This is a genomic window from Streptomyces sp. NPDC051109 (assembly GCF_044455885.1).
GTDB lineage: Bacteria > Actinomycetota > Actinomycetes > Streptomycetales > Streptomycetaceae > Streptomyces.
Map to the genome: position 1 here is coordinate 302,600 of NZ_JBITFF010000008.1, position 18,175 is coordinate 320,774.

The window sequence follows — 18,175 nt, forward strand, 5'->3', positions numbered from 1 at the left end:
AATCGCGCACGTTTCCCGCCGCCTTGCGGTCTCGAACCTCTCCCCGGGGGTTTGTGTTTTCCAGGGAAAAGCGGTTTCCTTTCCGCGTACTGCTTTTCGATGAAAGGAAATCCCGGTGGCACAGAAGGTTCAGGTCCTTCTTGTCGACGACCTCGACGGTGGCGAGGCGGACGAGACCGTGACGTTCGCTCTGGATGGCAAGACCTACGAGATCGACCTCACCACCGCCAACGCGGAGAAGCTGCGCTCCGCGCTCGCCGACTACGTCAAGGGCGCCCGCCGCACCGGCGGCCGCGCTTCGGGCGGTCGCGCCAAGACCCGCACGGCCGCGACGTCCGGCAACCCGGACACCGCCGAGATCCGTGCCTGGGCCAAGGCCCAGGGGATGAGCGTCAACGACCGCGGGCGCGTCCCGCAGGAGATCCGCGAGGCCTACGAGAACGCCAAGGGCTGACCCTCGGCCTCCCGTTCCCCCAGGGCCTGCGGTCCTGCGGGGGAAGGGGCCCTCAGGGGCGTACGCCGCCACAGGCGCGCCCGGTGGCATTCCGTCGCCGCCGCCGCGACCAGGCGTACGAGATCGGGCCCGGCACCACCGTGCCGGGGACCGGCACCCTGCCCCGGACCGGGCAGGGCCGGCAGCAGTGCCTCACACCCCTGCTCGGGGGGTCGCAGCCACACGGCGGCCCCCCGGGGACTTCCCTGGGGGTGTCCCGGCGGGACCGGGGCCGAGATCCGGCCGCCGGCGCCCAGCGCGGTGAGGTCCAGGGCGACTCCGCCCCACTCCAGCCAGTCGAGCAGCCCCTCCAGCTCGTCCGCGCTCCCCGCGGCCACCAGGAACCGCATCCTGCGCCCCGCGAGGGCCACCGGGCCCGTGGCGACCGGCCTGCGCAGCAGCCGTTCCCCGGCATCGGCCGGCAGCTCCAGCACGTCGAACCGCACCCCGGTGACCAGCCGGGCGGGCGCTCCGCCCGCGACGGGCCAGCCGAGCACCTCCCCGTACCAGGACGCGTACGCGTTCTGGTACGCATCCGCGGGTGGATCCTCGGGCGAGACGCGGGGCGGTGGAACGGTGAGGGCCATGCCCGGACCAACTCCGCAGGTGCCCGGGAGTTACGCAGCGCACAGGCCTCAATGCGGAACGTAAACATCCGTCGAGGTGGAGTCCCACATTCGGGACGCAATCGTGTTCGCCCGTAGCGGAGGGAACCGGTGCCACCGGCATGGAGTGTCAGTCCTTACGGGTAAGACATTCCTAGTGGATCGGGGCGACACGCTGATTTGGGCGGCTTCCGTTCGCCATCGGCGTACACGTGTGACGGGTATCTGCCTGGCCTGCGGGAACATCGTCTCGCACCATCGGGTTGGAGCAGTTGTCGGCTGTTGAAGCCGGTTTCCCCACTGACGTGGGGGTGATCGCGGACGGATGTCGGCAGTTGGAATGAGCTGTCCCGCCCCGCGGGACTAGCATGCGGAAGGACAGGGCGGGGACCGACCCCGAACTGCCCGACCGCTCTGAGGAGCGATAAACGATGTTCGAGAGGTTCACCGACCGCGCGCGGCGGGTTGTCGTCCTGGCTCAGGAAGAAGCCCGGATGCTCAACCACAACTACATCGGCACCGAGCACATCCTCCTGGGTCTGATCCACGAGGGTGAGGGTGTCGCCGCTAAGGCCCTGGAGAGCCTCGGGATTTCGCTCGAGGCTGTTCGCCAGCAGGTTGAGGAGATCATCGGTCAGGGGCAGCAGGCCCCGTCCGGCCACATCCCCTTCACCCCGCGGGCGAAGAAGGTCCTGGAGCTTTCGCTCCGAGAGGCCCTCCAGCTCGGCCACAACTACATCGGCACCGAGCACATCCTGCTCGGCCTCATTCGCGAGGGCGAGGGCGTCGCCGCCCAGGTCCTGGTGAAGCTGGGCGCCGATCTCAACCGAGTCCGGCAGCAGGTCATCCAGCTGCTCTCCGGCTACTCCGGCGGAGGCAAGGAGTCGGCCACGGCCGGCGGGCCGGCCGAGGGCACCCCCTCGACCTCCCTCGTCCTGGACCAGTTCGGCCGCAATCTCACGCAGGCCGCCCGCGAATCCAAGCTCGACCCGGTCATCGGGCGCGAGAAGGAGATCGAGCGGGTCATGCAGGTCCTGTCCCGCCGTACCAAGAACAACCCGGTCCTCATCGGCGAGCCCGGCGTCGGCAAGACCGCCGTCGTCGAGGGCCTGGCCCAGGCGATCGTCAAGGGCGAGGTGCCCGAGACCCTCAAGGACAAGCACCTCTACACCCTGGACCTCGGCGCCCTGGTCGCGGGCTCCCGCTACCGCGGTGACTTCGAGGAGCGCCTGAAGAAGGTGCTCAAGGAGATCCGCACCCGCGGCGACATCATCCTGTTCATCGACGAGCTCCACACCCTCGTGGGTGCGGGTGCCGCCGAGGGCGCGATCGACGCCGCCAGCATCCTCAAGCCCATGCTGGCCCGTGGTGAGCTCCAGACCATCGGTGCCACGACGCTGGACGAGTACCGCAAGCACCTCGAGAAGGACGCGGCCCTTGAGCGCCGCTTCCAGCCGATCCAGGTGGCGGAGCCTTCCCTCCCCCACACGATCGAGATCCTCAAGGGCCTGCGCGACCGCTACGAGGCCCACCACCGCGTCTCCATCACGGACGAGGCCCTGGTCCAGGCGGCGACGCTGGCCGACCGGTACATCTCGGACCGCTTCCTGCCGGACAAGGCGATCGACCTGATCGACGAGGCCGGCTCCCGGATGCGCATCCGCCGGATGACCGCGCCGCCGGACCTCCGCGAGTTCGACGAGAAGATCGCGGGCGTGCGCCGCGACAAGGAGTCGGCCATCGACTCCCAGGACTTCGAGAAGGCGGCTTCCCTCCGCGACAAGGAGAAGCAGCTGCTGGCGGCGAAGGCCAAGCGCGAGAAGGAATGGAAGGCCGGCGACATGGACGTCGTCGCCGAGGTCGACGGCGAGCTCATCGCCGAGGTCCTCGCGACCGCGACCGGCATTCCCGTCTTCAAGCTCACCGAGGAGGAGTCCTCGCGACTGCTCCGCATGGAAGACGAGCTCCACAAGCGGGTCATCGGCCAGAAGGACGCCATCAAGGCGCTCTCCCAGGCGATCCGCCGTACCCGTGCGGGTCTGAAGGACCCGAAGCGCCCGGGTGGCTCGTTCATCTTCGCCGGCCCGTCCGGTGTCGGTAAGACCGAGCTCTCCAAGACGCTCGCCGAATTCCTCTTCGGCGACGAGGACGCGCTGATCTCCCTCGACATGTCGGAGTTCAGCGAGAAGCACACGGTTTCGCGGCTCTTCGGTTCGCCCCCCGGCTACGTGGGCTACGAAGAGGGCGGCCAGCTCACCGAGAAGGTCCGCCGCAAGCCGTTCTCCGTCGTCCTCTTCGACGAGGTCGAGAAGGCCCACCCGGATATCTTCAATTCCCTTCTCCAGATCCTGGAGGACGGTCGCCTGACCGACTCCCAGGGCCGGGTCGTGGACTTCAAGAACACGGTCATCATCATGACGACCAACCTGGGTACGCGGGACATCTCGAAGGGCTTCAACCTCGGCTTCGCCGCCGTGGGCGACGTCAAGACCGGTTACGACCGGATGAAGGCGAAGGTCAACGAAGAGCTCAAGCAGCACTTCCGGCCCGAGTTCCTGAACCGCGTCGACGACACGGTCGTGTTCCACCAGCTGTCGCAGGAAGACATCATCCAGATCGTCGACCTGATGATCGCCAAGGTGGACGAGCGCCTGAAGGACCGCGACATGGGCATCGAGCTGAGCGGCGACGCGAAGCTCCTGCTCGCCAAGCGGGGCTACGACCCGATCCTGGGTGCCCGCCCGCTGCGCCGCACGATCCAGCGCGAGATCGAGGACATCCTGTCGGAGAAGATCCTCTTCGGCGAGCTGCGCCCCGGTCACATCGTGGTCGTCGGCAAGGAGGGTGACGGCGAAGACGCCAAGTTCACCTTCCGCGGCGAGGAGAAGTCGGCCCTGCCGGACCTCCCCCCGATCGAGGCCACGGGCTCCGGCCCGGACCTGTCGAAGGGCGCGTAACGCGCGAGCGGTAGCCGTACCGAGGGGCGGCCCCGGAACCGAAAGGTTCCGGGGCCGCCCCTTTTCGGCTTCCGGGGCTTCAGGCCCTCGGGTGCGCCAGAGGTCCTGCATCGGTGACAAGCCGCACAGGGCAAAACGGACCTACTAGGACGTCTCGTAGGTACGATGTCCGTTTTGCCCACATCGGAGTCTGCCCTCGGGCCAGTGGGGCGCGGTCAACCGGTTGCGTCACACCTCCCGGCCCTACGAGCCCCGGTAGTAATCGGGAGGTTTGGGGATACGGCGGGACGCGGGTTACCAAGGGTGGGCAAGCCCGGCATCCGCTCTCCAGCGTGCCGGGTGGCTTCATGCCCGAACCGTCCTTGTCCCCGGCCCGGAGGTCTCCCTTATGTCCGCGAAGCGCAGCAGCATCCGCCGTACCCGTATCGCCATCGGCGCCACCGCCCTCGGTGCGGCCCTGGCACTCGGGGCCGGGACGACCGCCGCCTTCGCCGACACGGCTCCGGAGACCACCCTGACCGGCACCGCAGCGCTGGTCGCCGCCCAGGCCAAGGCCCAGGCCGCCCAGGCCGCCGCAGCCCAGGCCGCCGCCACCAAGGCCGCCGCCACCAAGGCCGCCGCGGCCAAGGCCGCCGTCGCCTGGCAGAAGCCGGTGTCGAGCTACACGCTCTCCGCCACCTTCGGCAAGGGCGGCACCATGTGGTCCCACAAGCACTCGGGCCAGGACTTCGCCTGCCCCGTCGGCACCCCGGTCAAGGCCGCGTCCGCGGGCACCGTCGTCAAGGCCGGCCCGAACGGCGGCGGCGACGGTCCGGCGTACGGCAACGCCATCGTGATCAAGCACGCGAACAACACGTACTCGCAGTACGCGCACCTCTCGAAGATCAAGGTCCGGATCGGCCAGAAGGTCGCCAAGGGCTCGCAGATCGCGCTGTCCGGCAACACCGGAAACTCCAGCGGCCCGCACCTCCACTTCGAGATCCGGACCACCCCGAACTACGGCTCGGCCGTGAACCCGGTCGCCTTCCTGCGCAACGCCGGCGTCACCGTCTGACCCTGATCCGCGAACCGGCTCAGTACAGGAGCCAGGAGCCCGTCGGCTTGGTCTTCGCGTCGACCCGGCCCGGCTTGAGGGTGTCGATCTGGGCGGGCGACAGGACCGAGGCGTAGGTCTGCACGCTCTCCATGGCACCGTTCCACGGAGCGGTCCACTTGTCCTCGTGGCGGGAGCGGGCCAGCTCCAGCGGCCCCTGCGCCTGGAAGAGTCCGGGAACGGGGGCCTCGCCCGTCTTCTTCCCGTTGACGTAGAGGGCGATCTGCTTGCGCTCGGCGTCGTAGGTCCCGGTCAGGGTGGAGAAGGTCTTCTCCATCTTCGGGCTCTCGCCGGTGACGGTCACCGCGGTCGCCTCCGCGCCCTGGTCGCCCGTCTGGACGCGGAAGACCCAGGCCGGCTTGCCGTTCACCTGGTCCAGGCCCAGCTCGAACGCGTAGGACTTCTCGTTGCCCTGGCTGACGGCGATCTGGCGGCCCTTCGGGGCCCGGTTCCAGACGCGGGCCGAGACGGTGAAGCTCTTGGACGTGTCCACCACGCGCTTCTCGGACTCGGCGTACGAGTTCTCGTTGCCCTTCGTGCGGATCTCGAAGCGCTTCTCGATCGGGAAGACCCCGGCGTCGGGGCCCATCTTCAGGGGGGCCTTCCCGCTTCGGTCCCGGATCTGCGTCGGGTCGTCCTTGACGGTCGGGGTGTTGTCGACCGGCGCCTTGCTCTTCGACCCGCTGGGGGAGGGCGAGGCCGACTCGGACGGGGACGGGGACTGCTTGTCGTCCACCGCCTCGTTCCCGCCCTTGTCCCCGCCCAGCAACAGGAACGCTCCTCCGCCGGCGAGCAGCGCCAGTACGGTCACCGCGGCGCCGATCGTCCACAACCGCTTCTTGCGCTTCTCGGCCGCCGAGCGGTCCGCCATGGCCTCCCAGTCGGGCTGGTCCGACTGCGGCGCGAACGGGCCGGGGGCCCCGGGGAACCCGGGTCCGCCCGGGGCGCCGGGCGGCACCGGCGCGCCCATGTCCGGGAGCCCCTGGGCCCACTGCTGCGGGGCCGGGCCGAAACCGCCACCGCCGCCCTGTGCCGGGGGGCCGGGCGGGTAGCCGTAGCCGGCCGAGGGGGCCGGCGGGACCGGCGGGAACCCGTAGCCCCCGTCCCCGGGGGCGGGCTGGGGCTGCGGGTTGCTGGGGGGATTCGTACCGTCGGTCATGCAGGGGATGCTAAAACACCGGACCGCACGTCCGTGCGACCCGGTCCCGGTCCCGTCCCCGCCCGGTGCGGCGCCGGGAACCGGTCCCGGTGCGCGGCTGCCGTCGGTCCGCCGGCGGCGCTCGCCGGGCCTGCCGGCCCGGACCGCGCCAACTCCCCTACCCCGACAGCTTGATGATCGGGAAGCTCCCCGTCGCCGTCGGAGCGTGCTCCGGCAGCCACAGCACCGCCACCGCGCCCGCCGCCGCGCCCTCGCGGTCCACACCGCCCGGGGCCGCCACGTTGCGGAACGTCAGCCGGGCGCCCAGCACCCGCGCCTGCCCCTCCGCGATGGTCAGCCCCAGGCCGTGCCCGACACCCGCCCGGTCGGTCGACCCGGTCCGGAACCGGCTCGGCCCCTCGCGCAGCAGCGCCTCGGGGAAGCCCGGCCCGTAGTCCCGGACCCGAACGACCCGGCCCTCGATGTCGACCTGGACCGGGGGCTGCCCGTACCGCGCGGCATTGGCCAGCAGGTTGCCCAGGATCCGCTCCAGCCGCCGCGGGTCGGTGCTGACGACCTCGTCCGCGACCACCCGTACCGTCGCTTCCGGCATCAGCGCGGTCACCCGCCGGCTCACGAACTCGCCCAGCGCCACGTCCTGGAGCTCCGCCCGCTCGGACGCGCTGTCCAGCCGGGCCACCTCCAGTACGTCCTCCACCAGCACCCGCATCGCCTGCGCCCGGTCCCGCACCAGCTCGGTCGGCCGCCCCGGGGGCAGCAGTTCCGCCGCCGTGAGCAGGCCCGTCACCGGGGTCCGCAGCTCGTGCGCGATGTCCGCGGTGACCCGCCGCTCGGCCTCCAGCCGCTGCTGGAGCGCGTCCGCCATGGCGTCCACGGCCCGCGCGAGGTCGTCGGTCTCATCCCGTACGACCCCGCCGACCGCGTCCCGCACCCGTACGTCGGGATCCCCGTGCGCCACCCGCTGCGCCGCGGCGGCGGCCTTGCGCAGCCGGCGGGAGATCTGCCCGCCGATGAGCACGCCGAGCGCCGCCCCGGCGACGACGACGGAGACCGACCCGACGACCAGGGCCCGGTCCAGGTCGCGCACCATGTTCGCGCTCTCCGTGAACTTGCTGTGCAGCGAGAGAACCTGCCCGTTCCCGAGCGGCACCGCGGCCCACACCTCCGGCACGCCCTTGCTCGACTCCTGGATGTACGTGCCGCGCCGCCCTGACCGCGCCTTCTCGCGCAGCGCGACGGGCAGTTCGGGGTCGTTGACCTTCGCGCCCAGGGCGGGCTTGCGCCCGGCGTCGACGAAGCGGGCGATGACGTTCACGTTGGCCAGCTGGGCCTCGCGCGCGCTCTCCAGCATCGACACGCGGGCAGCACTGTGCACGACCAGGCTCAGTGCCACGGCGACGAGCGCGCCGACGGCGGAGATGGCGAGCGTGATCTTCCAGCGGATCCCCGTGCGGAGGGTGAAGCGCCTCATGCCTTGAGCTTGTATCCGAATCCTCGGACCGTTTCGATGCGGTCCTGCCCGATCTTGGTGCGCAGCCGCTGGACGTGGACGTCCACGACGCGGGTGTCGCCGCCCCAGTCGTAGTCCCAGACCCGCTCCAGCAGGCGGTCCCGCGAGAGAACGGTGCCGGGCGCGGAGGAGAATTCCAGCAGCAGCCGCATCTCGGTCGGCGTCAGCGCCACCGGGGCGCCGGCCTTGCGGACCTCCATGCCCTCGGTGTCGACCTCCAGGTCGCCGAAGAGCAGGACCCCCCGCTCATCGGAGCCGTCCTCGCCGTTCGTGCCCGGCCGGCCGTTCTGCGGGCCTCCGGCGTGGCCGAAGCGGCGCAGCACCGCGCGGATGCGGGCGACGAGGACCGAGCCGTCGAAGGGCTTGGTGACGTAGTCGTCGGCGCCGGCCTCCAGGCCGAGGACGACGTCGATGGAGTCGGCGCGCGCCGACAGCATGATCACCGGGACGGTGGACTCGTCGCGGATACGGCGGCACAGGCTCACGCCGTCCATGCCGGGCACCATCACGTCGAGGAGGGCGATGTCCGGGCGGTCGGCCCGGAAGGACTCCAGACCGGACAGGCCGTCGGGCATGGCCGTGACCACGAACCCGTCGCGTTCCAGCGCCAGGGTCGTGGCCTCACGGATGACGTCGTCGTCCTCCACGAACAGGACATGGGTCTCGGCCATGCGGAAGCCTCGCCTCGGTTCTTCGGTACGTCAGCTCTTGCGTCGGTGCTTGCTTCGGTTCTTGCGTCAGTTCTTCTGGGTGACGGCGGGAGCGGGCTGGACCCCGCCGTCGACGTTGCTGTAGTCGGTGTGCACCCGGTCCTGCTCGGCGAACTTGTCCCCGTCCCAGCGGTACGTGATCACGTCCTCGCCGGACGGGTACGCGAGCGGGTCGCTCTTGCCGTACACCGGCCTGGTGACCACCAGGTCGCCCCGGTCGATCTCCGCGTAGACGGGCGACTGCTCGTCCGAGAACACATTCTCGTACGTCCCGCCCTCCGACCTGTACACGTACGATCCCCGCCCCAGCGCATCGGCGCAGGACAGCACGTTGACCACGATGTCGACGGCCGAGTTCCCGGTGACCTTCCCGTAGCTCACGTCGATCGGGTACTCCTTGCCCGTGCAGGGCTTGAGGTCCCGCTTGACCCCGGCGCTGACCTTGGGGTCCGCCTGGAGCAGTGCGACGGGGTCGACCTTCTTGGCGGGCCTGCCCGAGGCGCCGGCCGTGGCCGGGACGTGGTCGGGCGGCGTGGCCGCCGGCGAGCTCTTGGACGCGGGGTCGGTGTGGGCGGGCCCGCCGTCGCGCAGGCCGGTCCCGCCCGCGCTGCATCCGGCCGCGAACAGCACAGTGCCGGCGAGGACGACCGTCCCCGCCGACATCAGAGCCAGCGAACTCCTGCCCCTTGGGCATTGGCCGTTCAGGCCGCGCACCGCTCACGCCCCTCGTACCGGATGATGTGGTCACCGCGGTGGTCACCGCGCTCCAACGCGCGCATGTCCAGGTCCCGGCTCTCCAATTCCTGCCGGAGGCGGGCCAGTGCGCGGTGCAGGGTGCTCTTCACAGTACCCGCAGACATCCCCAGCGCGGCGGCGGTCTCCTCGGTGCTCATCTGCTCCCAGTGTCGCAGGACGACGACGCTGCGCTGCTTGGGCGCGAGAACCTTGAGGATGTCCATCAGCAGGGCGCGGTCGGCGCGCTGGTCGGAGCCGTCCTCGACGGAGGCGTCCGGGAGCTGCTCGGTGGGGACCTCTTCGAGCTTGCGGGCACGCCACCACTCGGTACGGGTGTTGATCATGACGCGGCGCATGTAGGCGTCGGCCAGGGACTTGTCGGCGATGCCGTCCCAGCGGCCGTACGTGCGCACCAGGGCGGTCTGCAGGAGGTCCTGCGCGTCCGTGGGGTCCGGAACCAGGCGCCGGGCACTGCGCAGGAGCGCGTCCTGCCGAGTGCGTACGTACTCCTCGAATCCGAGTACCTCGCCGTGCGCCATCTCAGACCGCCTCCGTCCCGTGCAACCGCTCGTCCGTTGCCTTTCGCCTTACGGATTCGAAGGTACGGAGGGGTTGTCACGGGCCTGTGCGAGCCAGCCTTCGGTGGGCGCACGGACACCCATAGGTTGTGTAACAGTGCCGTGAGCTGGGGTTTCGCCGAGATAAACGGAATCTCTGGCTCAGCTTGTGGCGGGGCTCGCGGGGGTGCTCGCGCCGGGGCTCGCGGGGGTGGTCGCGGGGGCACTTGACCGGGTGTGCGCGGGGGCGTTCGAGGGGGTGTTCGCGGGAGCGCCCTGCGGCAGCCGGTACATCCCCGCCGCGAGCGGCTCGACCAGCCCGTCGGAGACCAGCCCGTCCAGCGCCCGGGCCCGCTGCACGGGCTCGTCCCAGACGGTGTCGAGGAGGGCCTGCGGAACCGGCCCGACCGCGTCCCGCAGCACCGCGAGGAGCTTGCCGCGCACCTGCCGGTCCGTCCCCGCGTACGTCTGCCCGCGCCGCGGCGGCCCGTCGTGGGCCGGCTTCCCGGCCAGCCGCCACGCGCACAGCCCGGCCACCGGGCAGCGGGCGCAGTCCGGTGACTTGGCGGTGCACACCAGGGCGCCGAGTTCCATCGACGCCGCCGCCCAGCGGGCCGCGGTGGCCTCGTCCTCGGGCAGCAGCGCCCGGGCCAGGCGCCGCTCGGCCGCGGTGGTGGCGTTCGGCGGGTACTCGACTCCGGTCGTGGTGCGCGCGAAGACCCGGCGCACGTTGGTGTCGAGCACGGCGTGCCGCTGCCCGTACGCGAAGGAGGCCACGGCCGCCGCCGTGTACTCGCCGATCCCGGGCAGCGCGAGCAGCTGGGCGTGCTCCCGCGGTACGTCGCCCCCGTGCCGCTCCGTTATCGCGACGGCCGCGCCGTGCAGGCGCAGGGCGCGCCGCGGGTAGCCGAGCCGCCCCCAGGCCCGTACGGCCTCGCCGGGGGCCTCGGCGGCCAGGTCGGCGGGGCGGGGCCACCGGGCGAGCCACTGCTCGTATACGGGCAGGACCCGGCTGACGGGGGTCTGCTGGAGCATGAACTCGCTGACCATGACCCCCCAGGGGCCGGCCTCGGGGCGGCGCCAGGGCAGGTCGCGGGCGTGTTCCTCGAACCAGGCGATGACCGGGGAGTGCAGCGCGTGGGACGCGTCGGGGGACGTCTCGGGGGAAGGGCTGGTGGATGCAGTCATGGCAACGGCATCCTGACACGTTTCAGGGCCGGCGCGCGGGGCCCGGGCCGGTGAACCAGACAGCGGCGCGGCCGCCGCTCGCCCGCATGGCGGTGGTGATCGTACTGATCGGACCGGTCAGGGCGAGGACCGCGAGCACCGCCAGCGCCCCGCCGAGCAGCAGGCCGGCCAGTACGTCGTGGGGGTAGTGGACGCCGACGAAGACGCGGGAGAAGGCCATCAGCACCGCGAGCGGGACGGCCGGCAGGGCGAGGCGGCGTACGGCGAGGGCCAGCGCGACGGCGGCGGCGCCGGCGATGGCGGAGTGGTTGCTGGGGAACGACCAGTCGCCGGGGGCCGGGCAGGCGACGAGCGGGGCGGCCGCCCCGGCGACCGCCCGGCAGGGCCGCTCCTCGTCCACGGCGGACTTCACGAGCTCGGAGGCGACGTACGCGACGGCGGTGGCGAGCGGCGCGGCGACGGCGAGGGCGACGGCCCGCGGGTCCGCCTGGCCGCGCGCACGCCACCACACGGTGAGGAAGAGGAGGCCGAACAGCAGCAGCCCGTACTCCGTCCAGACCTCGAACGCCGACTGCACCCAGTCGGGTGCGGAGCGGGCGGAACCGGTGATGTCGCGGTAGAGGCCGGAGGAGTCCATGCTCACCGACCGTACCCAAAGCCGATCACGTCCGGCATGGGACTCTTGGCCGATTCTCGACGGTCGGGGATCGGTCCGCAGGATGATCATCGGCAAAACAAGCCGGTTGCGCGGCATGTGGGGCGCGGATCGGGGCGCGGACTCTCGTAAAGTTCCGTCCGTGGGATCTATGCGCAATCCGGTCGGGCCGCTCCCCTCCTCCATCTACTGGCGACGGAGGGCTGTGCTGGCGTCCGTCGTCGCCCTGCTCGCGCTCCTCGCCGTATGGACCGTCAGTTCCGGTGGGGGTACGTCGAGTACGAACGGCAAGGGCGGCGACAAGGGGCCCAAGCCCGTCACGTCGATCACCCCGGGGCCGGCGGGAACGGGCCCGGCGATCAGTCAGGCACCGGGCGGGCGGGCGGAGTCGGGCGGCGGCGCGGGCAAGAACGGTGAACCGGGCGGCACTCCGGGCACGGGTTCCGCTTCGGCCGGTGGCACCGGTTCCGCCGGCAGCGGCGGTACGGGCGGCGCCGCGCCCCAGGTCCCGGCGGACTCACCCCTCCCCACCTGCGCCCCGAGCGGGCTGCAGTGGGAGGTCAAGAGCGTGAAGAACGAGTACGAGACGAACGAGAAGCCCCGCCTCGAACTGCTCGCGCGCAATGTCTCCGGCACGACCTGCAAGGTCGATCTGGGCCCGAAGCAGGCGGTCCTGACCATCCTTCAGGCGAGCACGAGCAAAGCCGTCTGGTCCTCGGCGGACTGCCCGTCGGGCGCGGGCAACGCGTTCTTCCGCGTGGCGGCGCAGGGCGAGACGAAGCAGTCGCTGGAGTGGGACCGGAAGTTCAGCGCCCCCGACCAGTGCCAGACGCCTCCGGCGGGGGCCGCGGCCCCGGACACCTACGTGGTGGAGGTCAAGTCCCCGGGCATGCCGGTGGCCCGGACCTCGTTCGTCCTGAAGCAGGACTGAGGGCTCCGGGGGCGGAGCCCCCGGACAACGGCGGTCAGACGTACCGTTCGAGGATCGAGGACTCGGCGAGCCGGGACAGCCCCTCGCGCACGCTGCGCGCACGGGCTTCGCCCACGCCGTCCACGGCCTGCAGGTCGTCCACCGACGCGGCCAGCAGCTTCTGCAGGCCCCCGAAGTGCTCGACCAGCCGCTCGATGATGGCCCCCGGCAGCCGCGGAACCTTCGCCAGCAGCCGGTACCCGCGCGGGGAGACCGCAGAGTCCAGGGTCTCGGGCGAGCCCGTGTACCCCAGCGCCCGCGCCACGATCGCCAGCTCCAGCAGTTCCGGATGCGTCAGCGCGTCGAGCGCCGGCAGCGCCTCCTCCACCGTGCGGGAGCGCTTCGCCGTCGGCTCCGGCACGTAGTCCCGGATCACCAGCTCCCGCTCCTGCTCGATACCGACCGTCAGCTCGTCCAGCTGGAGGGACAGCAGTCGTCCGTCCGTGCCCAGCTCGACCACGTATTCAGCGATTTCCGTGGCAATGCGGCGAACCATTTCCAGCCGCTGCGCGACCGCCGTCACGTCGCGCACCGTGACCAGGTCCTCGATCTCCAGCGCGGACAGAGTCCCGGCGACCTCGTCCAGGCGGAGCTTGTACCGCTCCAGCGTGGCCAGCGCCTGGTTCGCCCGCGACAGGATCGCCCCGGACTCCTCCAGGACCCGCCGCTCCCCGTCCACGTACAGCGCGATCAGCCGCATCGACTGCGAGACCGACACCACCGGGAAGCCGCACTGCTTGGACACCCGGTCCGCGGTCCGGTGCCGCGTCCCCGTCTCCTCCGTCGGGATCGAGGCGTCCGGCACCAGCTGGACGCCCGCCCGCAGGATCTTGGTGAGGTCCTTGTCCAGGATCAGCGCGCCGTCGAGCTTGCACAGCTCGCGCAGCCGGGTCGCGGTGAACTCCACGTCCAGGACGAAACCGCCCGTGCACATCGCCTCGACGGACTTGTCCATCCCGAGGACGATCAGGCCGCCGGTGTTGCCGCGGACGATCCGTTCCAGACCGTCACGCAGGGGCTGACCAGGTGCGACCGCGCTCAGCGAGGCGCGCATCATGGCCTCCTGCTTGGAGCTCGCGCCCGACTTCCCGGATGCTGCTGCCCCGTCCTTGGCTGCCACTGCACTCCTCCGGTCGCGGGTTGCGCCGCCTGCGTACGGCCGGGCGGACCAGCACAAAGTCTACCGGCGCGCGCTGTGCGCCCGCCGTGGCTTGGCCAGGTGCGCCCCCGCGGGACCCGGTACGGACCCCCTCACCAGCGGCTACTCCTTGGCCGCCGCCCGCGAACGCCCGCGCGGCAGGACCCGCAGGGCGTCGCCCATGTCCGCGACCTCGATCACCTTCATCCCGGCCGGCACCTTCCCCGGATCGCCGGGCACCAGCGCGTGCGTGAAGCCGAGCCGGTGCGCCTCGGCGAGGCGCCGCTGTACGCCCGTCACCCGCCGCACCTCGCCCGCGAGCCCGACCTCGCCGATCGCGACGAGGTTCTTCGGCAGCGGGACGTCGCTCGCCGCCGAGGCCAGCGCGAGCGCGATCGCCAGGTCGGCGGCCGGCTCGGTCAGCTTCACCCCGCCCACGGTGGCGGAGTAGATGTCGCGCTTGCCGAGCGCGGTGATCCGGCCGCGCTGCTCCAGCACGGCCAGCATCATCGAGACGCGCGAGGTCTCCAGGCCCGAGGTGGTCCGCCGGGGGGAGGGGATCTGCGAGTCCACGGTCAGCGCCTGCACCTCGGCGACCAGCGGGCGCTTGCCCTCCAGCGTCACCGTCAGGCAGGTCCCGGGGACGGCCTCCGCGCGCCGGGTCAGGAACAGCCCGCTGGGGTCGGCGAGCCCGGTGATCCCCTCGTCGTGGAGCTCGAAGCAGCCGACCTCGTCGGTGGCGCCGTACCGGTTCTTCACGCCGCGCACCAGGCGCAGCCGCGCGTGCCGGTCGCCCTCGAAGCTGAGGACCACGTCGACGAGGTGCTCCAGCAGCCGCGGGCCGGCGATCGCCCCGTCCTTGGTGACGTGCCCGACCAGCAGGGTGGCCATGCCGCGCTCCTTGGAGGCGCGGATCAGGGCCCCGGCCACCTCGCGGACCTGGGCCATGCCGCCGGGTGCGCCGTCGATCTCGGGGGAGGCGACGGTCTGGACGGAGTCCAGGATCAGCAGCGAGGGCCGTACGGCGTCGAGGTGGCCCAGTACGGCGGACAGATCGGTCTCGGCGGCGAGGAAGAGGTGGTCGTTGAGGGCGTTGATCCGGTCGGCCCGCAGCCGCACCTGGCTGGCCGACTCCTCGCCCGTGACGTAGAGGGTGCGGTGCGCGTCACTGGCCGCCTTCGCCGCGACGTCGAGCAGCAGCGTCGACTTCCCGACGCCCGGCTCCCCGGCCAGCAGCACCACGGCGCCGGGCACGAGGCCGCCGCCGAGGACCCGGTCCAGCTCGTCCACGCCCGTGCTGCGGGCGGTCGCGGTCCGGCCGTCGACCTGCGCGATCGGGAGTGCGGGCGCCGAGACCCGGCCGGCGGCGGTGGTCCGTACGGCGGGCGCGCCGCCCATCTCCTCGACGGTGCCCCACGCCTGGCACTCGGGGCAGCGCCCGAGCCATTTCGCGGTCGTCCAGCCGCACTCGGAGCAGCGGTAGGACGGCCGGTCCTTGGCGGATGAACGAGATGTACGGGCAGCCATGCGGCCCACGGTAGCCGGAGCCTGTGACAGCGCCGACCGCCCGACCGGCCGCCCGGCCGTCAGGGCCGCTGTCAGCACACGCTCTATCTGTTCACCCGTAAGGGCTAAAACAGCTGAAGGCTTCACGGCCGTCACCGGCCTGCGGCCTACCTTCGCCAGGGTGAACAGCAGCAGTCAGGAACGCCCCGCCCAGCGCACCGGCGCACACCGGGCGCACGGGCGCACTCCCCCCGCGGGCCCCCCTGAACGCCCCGAGGGCCTCGAAGGGCTCGAAGGTACCGAAGGCACGGACGGTCTCGAAGATCTCGATCGAGAACAGCCGTCCCCCCAGTCCCAACCGTCCCAGGCGCCGCCCCCCTTCCGGCACGAGCCGTACCTGGACGGCCTGTTCACCTACTGCCTCTCGGTCCTCTGCGACCACGAGGCCGCCACCGAGGTCCTCGCCGAGGTGCTCGCCGTCGCCGAGCGTCACCCCGGTCGATGTCCCGACGAGGGCGACCGGCGGGCCTGGCTCTACGCCCTCGCCCGCTGGGCCTGCCTGCGGCGGCTGGCCGAGCGCCGGCGTACCCGGCAGGGAGCGCACTCCGCACGGCGCACGCCGGAGCGCAAGGATGCCGGGCACGCGTCTGAGGCGTATCGTTCCGGCTCCCTCGACGTGAGCGCGTACCGGCGCACCGAGCTGGCCCGGCTCGCCTGGCCCGAGGCCGCCGGGACCACGCCCGCGCAGCGCGAGGCCCTCGAACTCGCCGTCCGCCACCGCCTCGGCGTCCCCGAGCTCGCCGCCGTCCTCGGCACGCCCCCCGCCAACGCCCGGGAGCTGCTGGCCGGCGCCGCCTGCGAGGTGGAGCGGACCCGCGCCGCCCTCGCCGTCGTCGAGACCGGCGGCTGCCCGTCGGTGTCCCGGCTCACCGGCGACGGCGACGGGCAGGTGCTGCTGTCCACCACCCTGCGCGCCGAGCTGGTCCGCCACGTCGACGACTGCCCGCGCTGCCGCCGTGTCGCCGAACGCGTCGACGCCGCGTCCCCCTGGCCCGGCACCGGCGGCATCGACGCCGCCCTCCCGCTGGTCCCCGCCCCGCGCGCCGCCGTCCGCGCGGCCATGGTCCGCTCCGGCGGCCGCCGCGGGCGCCGGAGCGGCCCGCGCTTCGACCGCACCGGCTTCCCCATGGACCCCCGGGACGGCGCGGCCCGCCGCGACCGGCTGCGCGCGCGGGCCGTGACCACCACCGTCGTCGCCACCGTCGTGGCCGCCCCGGTCCTGGCGCTGTGGGCGGCGTACCGCGGCGCACCGGAGACCGGCGAGCCCGTCCGCGCGGACTCCACCAGGACCTCCGCGAGCGAGTCCGAGCTCCCGGCCCTGCGGGAGGACGGCCGCCCGCCGCGCGCCTACGAGAACGCCGGCAACACCGCCCACACCACCGGCGAACCCGGCTTCGCCCCGGGCGGCCCGGACCCGGACGGCTCGGACGTCTCCGTCGAGGTGATCAGCACCGGGGCGTCCGCCGCCCCCGAGGACCGGGCGGGGAACCCCGGACGGCTCTCCGTCGCCGCCTCCTCGCACCGGGGCACCACCCTGCTCACGCTCACCGCGTCCGGCGGGGCGCCCGTGGACTGGCGGCTCTGGTCCGACGCGCCCTGGCTGCGGGCGAGCCGGTCCGCGGGGACGCTGAGCCCCGGCGAATCGTTCACGGTCAGGATCACCGTCGACACCGAGGCGCAGCCGGTGGGCGCCTGGTCCGCCCGGATCGTGGTGGAGCCGGGCGGCGCGGTGATCTCCGTCCAGGGCCGCGGACGCCCGGCGCCCACGCCCCCGCCGGAGCCCGAGGACCCGGCGCCCACGCCCACGCCGAGCCCGACGCCGACACCCACGCCCACGGAAACCCCGACGCCGACGCCGACGCCCACGCCGACCCCCACTGCGACTCCGACCCCGACGGTGAGCGCCCCGGCAGGAGGAACGGTCGGCCCGCCGTCGGACCCGGGCGGGCCGGGGCCGGCCTGAAGGCCCCGAAGGCCCGGAAGGCCCGGAAACTAGGGGGAGACAGGGTCCGCGGGGTGCGGTGCCATCGGGAGCAGCGAGGACAGCCGCGCCTCGCACAGCTTCACGAGGGCCTCGTACCCCTCCTTGCCCATCAGCTCGGTCAGCTCGGCGCGGTACGACACGTACACCGGGTCGCCGGCGCCGTGCGCGGACGTCGCCGACGTGCACCACCAGTGCAGGTCGTGCCCGCCCGGACCCCAGCCGCGCCGGTCGTACTCGCCGATCGACACCTGGAGCACGCGGGTGTCGTCGGGCCGGTCGATCCACTCGTACGTCCGGCGGATCGGCAGCTGCCAGCACACGTCCGGCTTGGTCTCCAGCGGCTCCTGGCCGCTCTTGAGGGCCAGGATGTGCAGCGAGCAGCCCGCCCCGGCGGGGAAGCCCGGCCGGTTGAGGAAGATGCAGGCGCCGTCCCAGCGGCGGGTCTGCTTCTCCCCGTCGTCGTCGTGCTGCGTCCACCCGGTCTCGCTGCCGATGTCGTGGAACTGCCACAGCTCGGGGGTCAGCCGCGCCACGTTCTCGGCGACCCGCTTCTCGTCGTCCTCGTCCGAGAAGTGCGCGCCGAGGGTGCAGCAGCCGTCGTCGGCCCGGCCGGCCTGGATGCCCTGGCAGCCGCTGCCGAAGATGCAGGTCCAGCGGGAGGTGAGCCAGGTCAGGTCGCAGCGGAAGACCTGCTCGGCGTCGGCGGGATCGGGGAACTCGACCCAGGCCCGGGGGAAGTCGAGCCCCTTCTCGTCGTCACGGGCGACCGAGGCCTCGGCCTTGGTCTTCTTGGTCGCCTTGGACTTGTTGGCCTTCTTCGTATTTGGCACAAACCCAAGCCTAAGGTCCCCTTAG

Annotated in this window: 15 protein-coding genes and 1 pseudogene; 5 read left to right on the plus strand and 11 right to left on the minus strand. The window is 72.3% G+C overall.

All coding sequences use genetic code 11. The features are described from left to right. Positions 1–115: 115 nt before the first annotated feature. Positions 116–454 (plus strand): Lsr2 family protein, encoded by a 339-nt coding sequence (locus ACIBAD_RS18055; RefSeq protein WP_030867899.1) that lies wholly within the window; start codon positions 116–118, stop codon positions 452–454. Here the strand turns inward: ACIBAD_RS18055 and ACIBAD_RS18060 are convergent. Next, on the minus strand, positions 433–1,080 hold the full coding sequence (locus ACIBAD_RS18060; RefSeq protein WP_398907659.1) for an SCO3374 family protein: 648 nt from the start codon (positions 1,078–1,080) through the stop codon (positions 433–435). The genes ACIBAD_RS18055 and ACIBAD_RS18060 overlap by 22 nt on opposite strands. 449 nt (positions 1,081–1,529) lie before the next feature. Here ACIBAD_RS18060 and ACIBAD_RS18065 point away from each other — a divergent pair, with 449 nt between their 5' ends. Both ACIBAD_RS18065 and ACIBAD_RS18070 read left to right on the plus strand, forming a co-directional pair. After that, positions 1,530–4,055, plus strand: a complete 2,526-nt coding sequence (locus ACIBAD_RS18065; RefSeq protein ID WP_030158472.1) for an ATP-dependent Clp protease ATP-binding subunit — start codon at positions 1,530–1,532, stop codon at positions 4,053–4,055. Between the two features lie 388 nt (positions 4,056–4,443). Continuing rightward, positions 4,444–5,109, plus strand: coding sequence for a M23 family metallopeptidase (locus tag ACIBAD_RS18070; RefSeq protein ID WP_398907660.1), 666 nt, complete (start codon positions 4,444–4,446; stop codon positions 5,107–5,109). 19 nt (positions 5,110–5,128) lie between these two features. Here the strand turns inward: ACIBAD_RS18070 and ACIBAD_RS18075 are convergent, their stop codons facing one another. From ACIBAD_RS18075 to ACIBAD_RS18105, 7 genes and pseudogenes are all read right to left on the minus strand, one after another. Continuing rightward, complete coding sequence (locus ACIBAD_RS18075) at positions 5,129–6,307, minus strand: LamG-like jellyroll fold domain-containing protein (protein ID WP_398907661.1); 1,179 nt, start codon at positions 6,305–6,307, stop codon at positions 5,129–5,131. Between the two features lie 157 nt (positions 6,308–6,464). Continuing rightward, a complete protein-coding gene (cseC, locus tag ACIBAD_RS18080) occupies positions 6,465–7,778 on the minus strand; it encodes a two-component system sensor histidine kinase CseC (protein ID WP_134072416.1) in 1,314 nt (437 codons plus the stop codon). Then, the gene (gene cseB / locus ACIBAD_RS18085) at positions 7,775–8,488 is read right to left on the minus strand and encodes a two-component system response regulator CseB (RefSeq protein ID WP_134072414.1); all 714 of its coding nucleotides are present in this window, start codon (positions 8,486–8,488) and stop codon (positions 7,775–7,777) included. Before cseB ends, cseC begins: the two co-directional genes overlap by 4 nt. A 66-nt stretch (positions 8,489–8,554) precedes the next feature. Further along, on the minus strand, positions 8,555–9,190 hold the full coding sequence (locus ACIBAD_RS18090; RefSeq protein WP_398907662.1) for a hypothetical protein: 636 nt from the start codon (positions 9,188–9,190) through the stop codon (positions 8,555–8,557). A 38-nt stretch (positions 9,191–9,228) separates the two neighbouring features. Then, a complete protein-coding gene (locus ACIBAD_RS18095; protein WP_398907663.1) occupies positions 9,229–9,801 on the minus strand; it encodes a SigE family RNA polymerase sigma factor in 573 nt (190 codons plus the stop codon). Positions 9,802–10,098: 297 nt separating this feature from the next. After that, positions 10,099–11,007 (minus strand): annotated as a pseudogene (locus ACIBAD_RS18100) (A/G-specific adenine glycosylase); the annotation flags it as partial. A 22-nt stretch (positions 11,008–11,029) separates the two neighbouring features. After that, on the minus strand, positions 11,030–11,644 hold the full coding sequence (locus tag ACIBAD_RS18105) for a phosphatase PAP2 family protein (protein ID WP_398907664.1): 615 nt from the start codon (positions 11,642–11,644) through the stop codon (positions 11,030–11,032). 169 nt (positions 11,645–11,813) lie between these two features. Between ACIBAD_RS18105 and ACIBAD_RS18110 the strand changes: the two genes are divergently transcribed. Continuing rightward, on the plus strand, positions 11,814–12,593 hold the full coding sequence (locus ACIBAD_RS18110) for a hypothetical protein (RefSeq protein ID WP_398907676.1): 780 nt from the start codon (positions 11,814–11,816) through the stop codon (positions 12,591–12,593). 34 nt (positions 12,594–12,627) lie between these two features. Here the strand turns inward: ACIBAD_RS18110 and disA are convergent, their stop codons facing one another. Then, positions 12,628–13,752, minus strand: a complete 1,125-nt coding sequence (disA, locus tag ACIBAD_RS18115) for a DNA integrity scanning diadenylate cyclase DisA (RefSeq protein WP_053691330.1) — start codon at positions 13,750–13,752, stop codon at positions 12,628–12,630. 141 nt (positions 13,753–13,893) lie between these two features. Further along, complete coding sequence (gene radA, locus ACIBAD_RS18120) at positions 13,894–15,297, minus strand: DNA repair protein RadA (RefSeq protein ID WP_134072406.1); 1,404 nt, start codon at positions 15,295–15,297, stop codon at positions 13,894–13,896. A gap of 160 nt (positions 15,298–15,457) precedes the next feature. Here radA and ACIBAD_RS18125 point away from each other — a divergent pair, with 160 nt between their 5' ends. Beyond that, positions 15,458–17,299, plus strand: a complete 1,842-nt coding sequence (locus ACIBAD_RS18125) for a hypothetical protein (protein WP_398907665.1) — start codon at positions 15,458–15,460, stop codon at positions 17,297–17,299. A 29-nt stretch (positions 17,300–17,328) separates the two neighbouring features. On the opposite strand, the gene ACIBAD_RS18130 is transcribed toward ACIBAD_RS18125, so the two are convergent. Beyond that, on the minus strand, positions 17,329–18,150 hold the full coding sequence (locus tag ACIBAD_RS18130) for a hypothetical protein (RefSeq protein WP_134072404.1): 822 nt from the start codon (positions 18,148–18,150) through the stop codon (positions 17,329–17,331). Positions 18,151–18,175 lie beyond the last annotated feature (25 nt).

Excerpts from the sequence above, each read along its gene's own strand:
- ACIBAD_RS18060 (WP_398907659.1), bottom strand. The coding sequence starts at position 1,080 with ATGGCCCTCACCGTTCCACCGCCCCGCGTCTCGCCCGAGGATCCACCC.
- ACIBAD_RS18065 (WP_030158472.1), top strand. The coding sequence starts at position 1,530 with ATGTTCGAGAGGTTCACCGACCGCGCGCGGCGGGTTGTCGTCCTGGCT.
- ACIBAD_RS18070 (WP_398907660.1), top strand. The coding sequence starts at position 4,444 with ATGTCCGCGAAGCGCAGCAGCATCCGCCGTACCCGTATCGCCATCGGC.
- ACIBAD_RS18075 (WP_398907661.1), bottom strand. The coding sequence starts at position 6,307 with ATGACCGACGGTACGAATCCCCCCAGCAACCCGCAGCCCCAGCCCGCC.
- cseC (WP_134072416.1), bottom strand. The coding sequence starts at position 7,778 with ATGAGGCGCTTCACCCTCCGCACGGGGATCCGCTGGAAGATCACGCTC.
- cseB (WP_134072414.1), bottom strand. The coding sequence starts at position 8,488 with ATGGCCGAGACCCATGTCCTGTTCGTGGAGGACGACGACGTCATCCGT.
- ACIBAD_RS18090 (WP_398907662.1), bottom strand. The coding sequence starts at position 9,190 with ATGTCGGCGGGGACGGTCGTCCTCGCCGGCACTGTGCTGTTCGCGGCC.
- ACIBAD_RS18095 (WP_398907663.1), bottom strand. The coding sequence starts at position 9,801 with ATGGCGCACGGCGAGGTACTCGGATTCGAGGAGTACGTACGCACTCGG.
- ACIBAD_RS18105 (WP_398907664.1), bottom strand. The coding sequence starts at position 11,644 with ATGGACTCCTCCGGCCTCTACCGCGACATCACCGGTTCCGCCCGCTCC.
- ACIBAD_RS18110 (WP_398907676.1), top strand. The coding sequence starts at position 11,814 with ATGCGCAATCCGGTCGGGCCGCTCCCCTCCTCCATCTACTGGCGACGG.
- radA (WP_134072406.1), bottom strand. The coding sequence starts at position 15,297 with ATGGCTGCCCGTACATCTCGTTCATCCGCCAAGGACCGGCCGTCCTAC.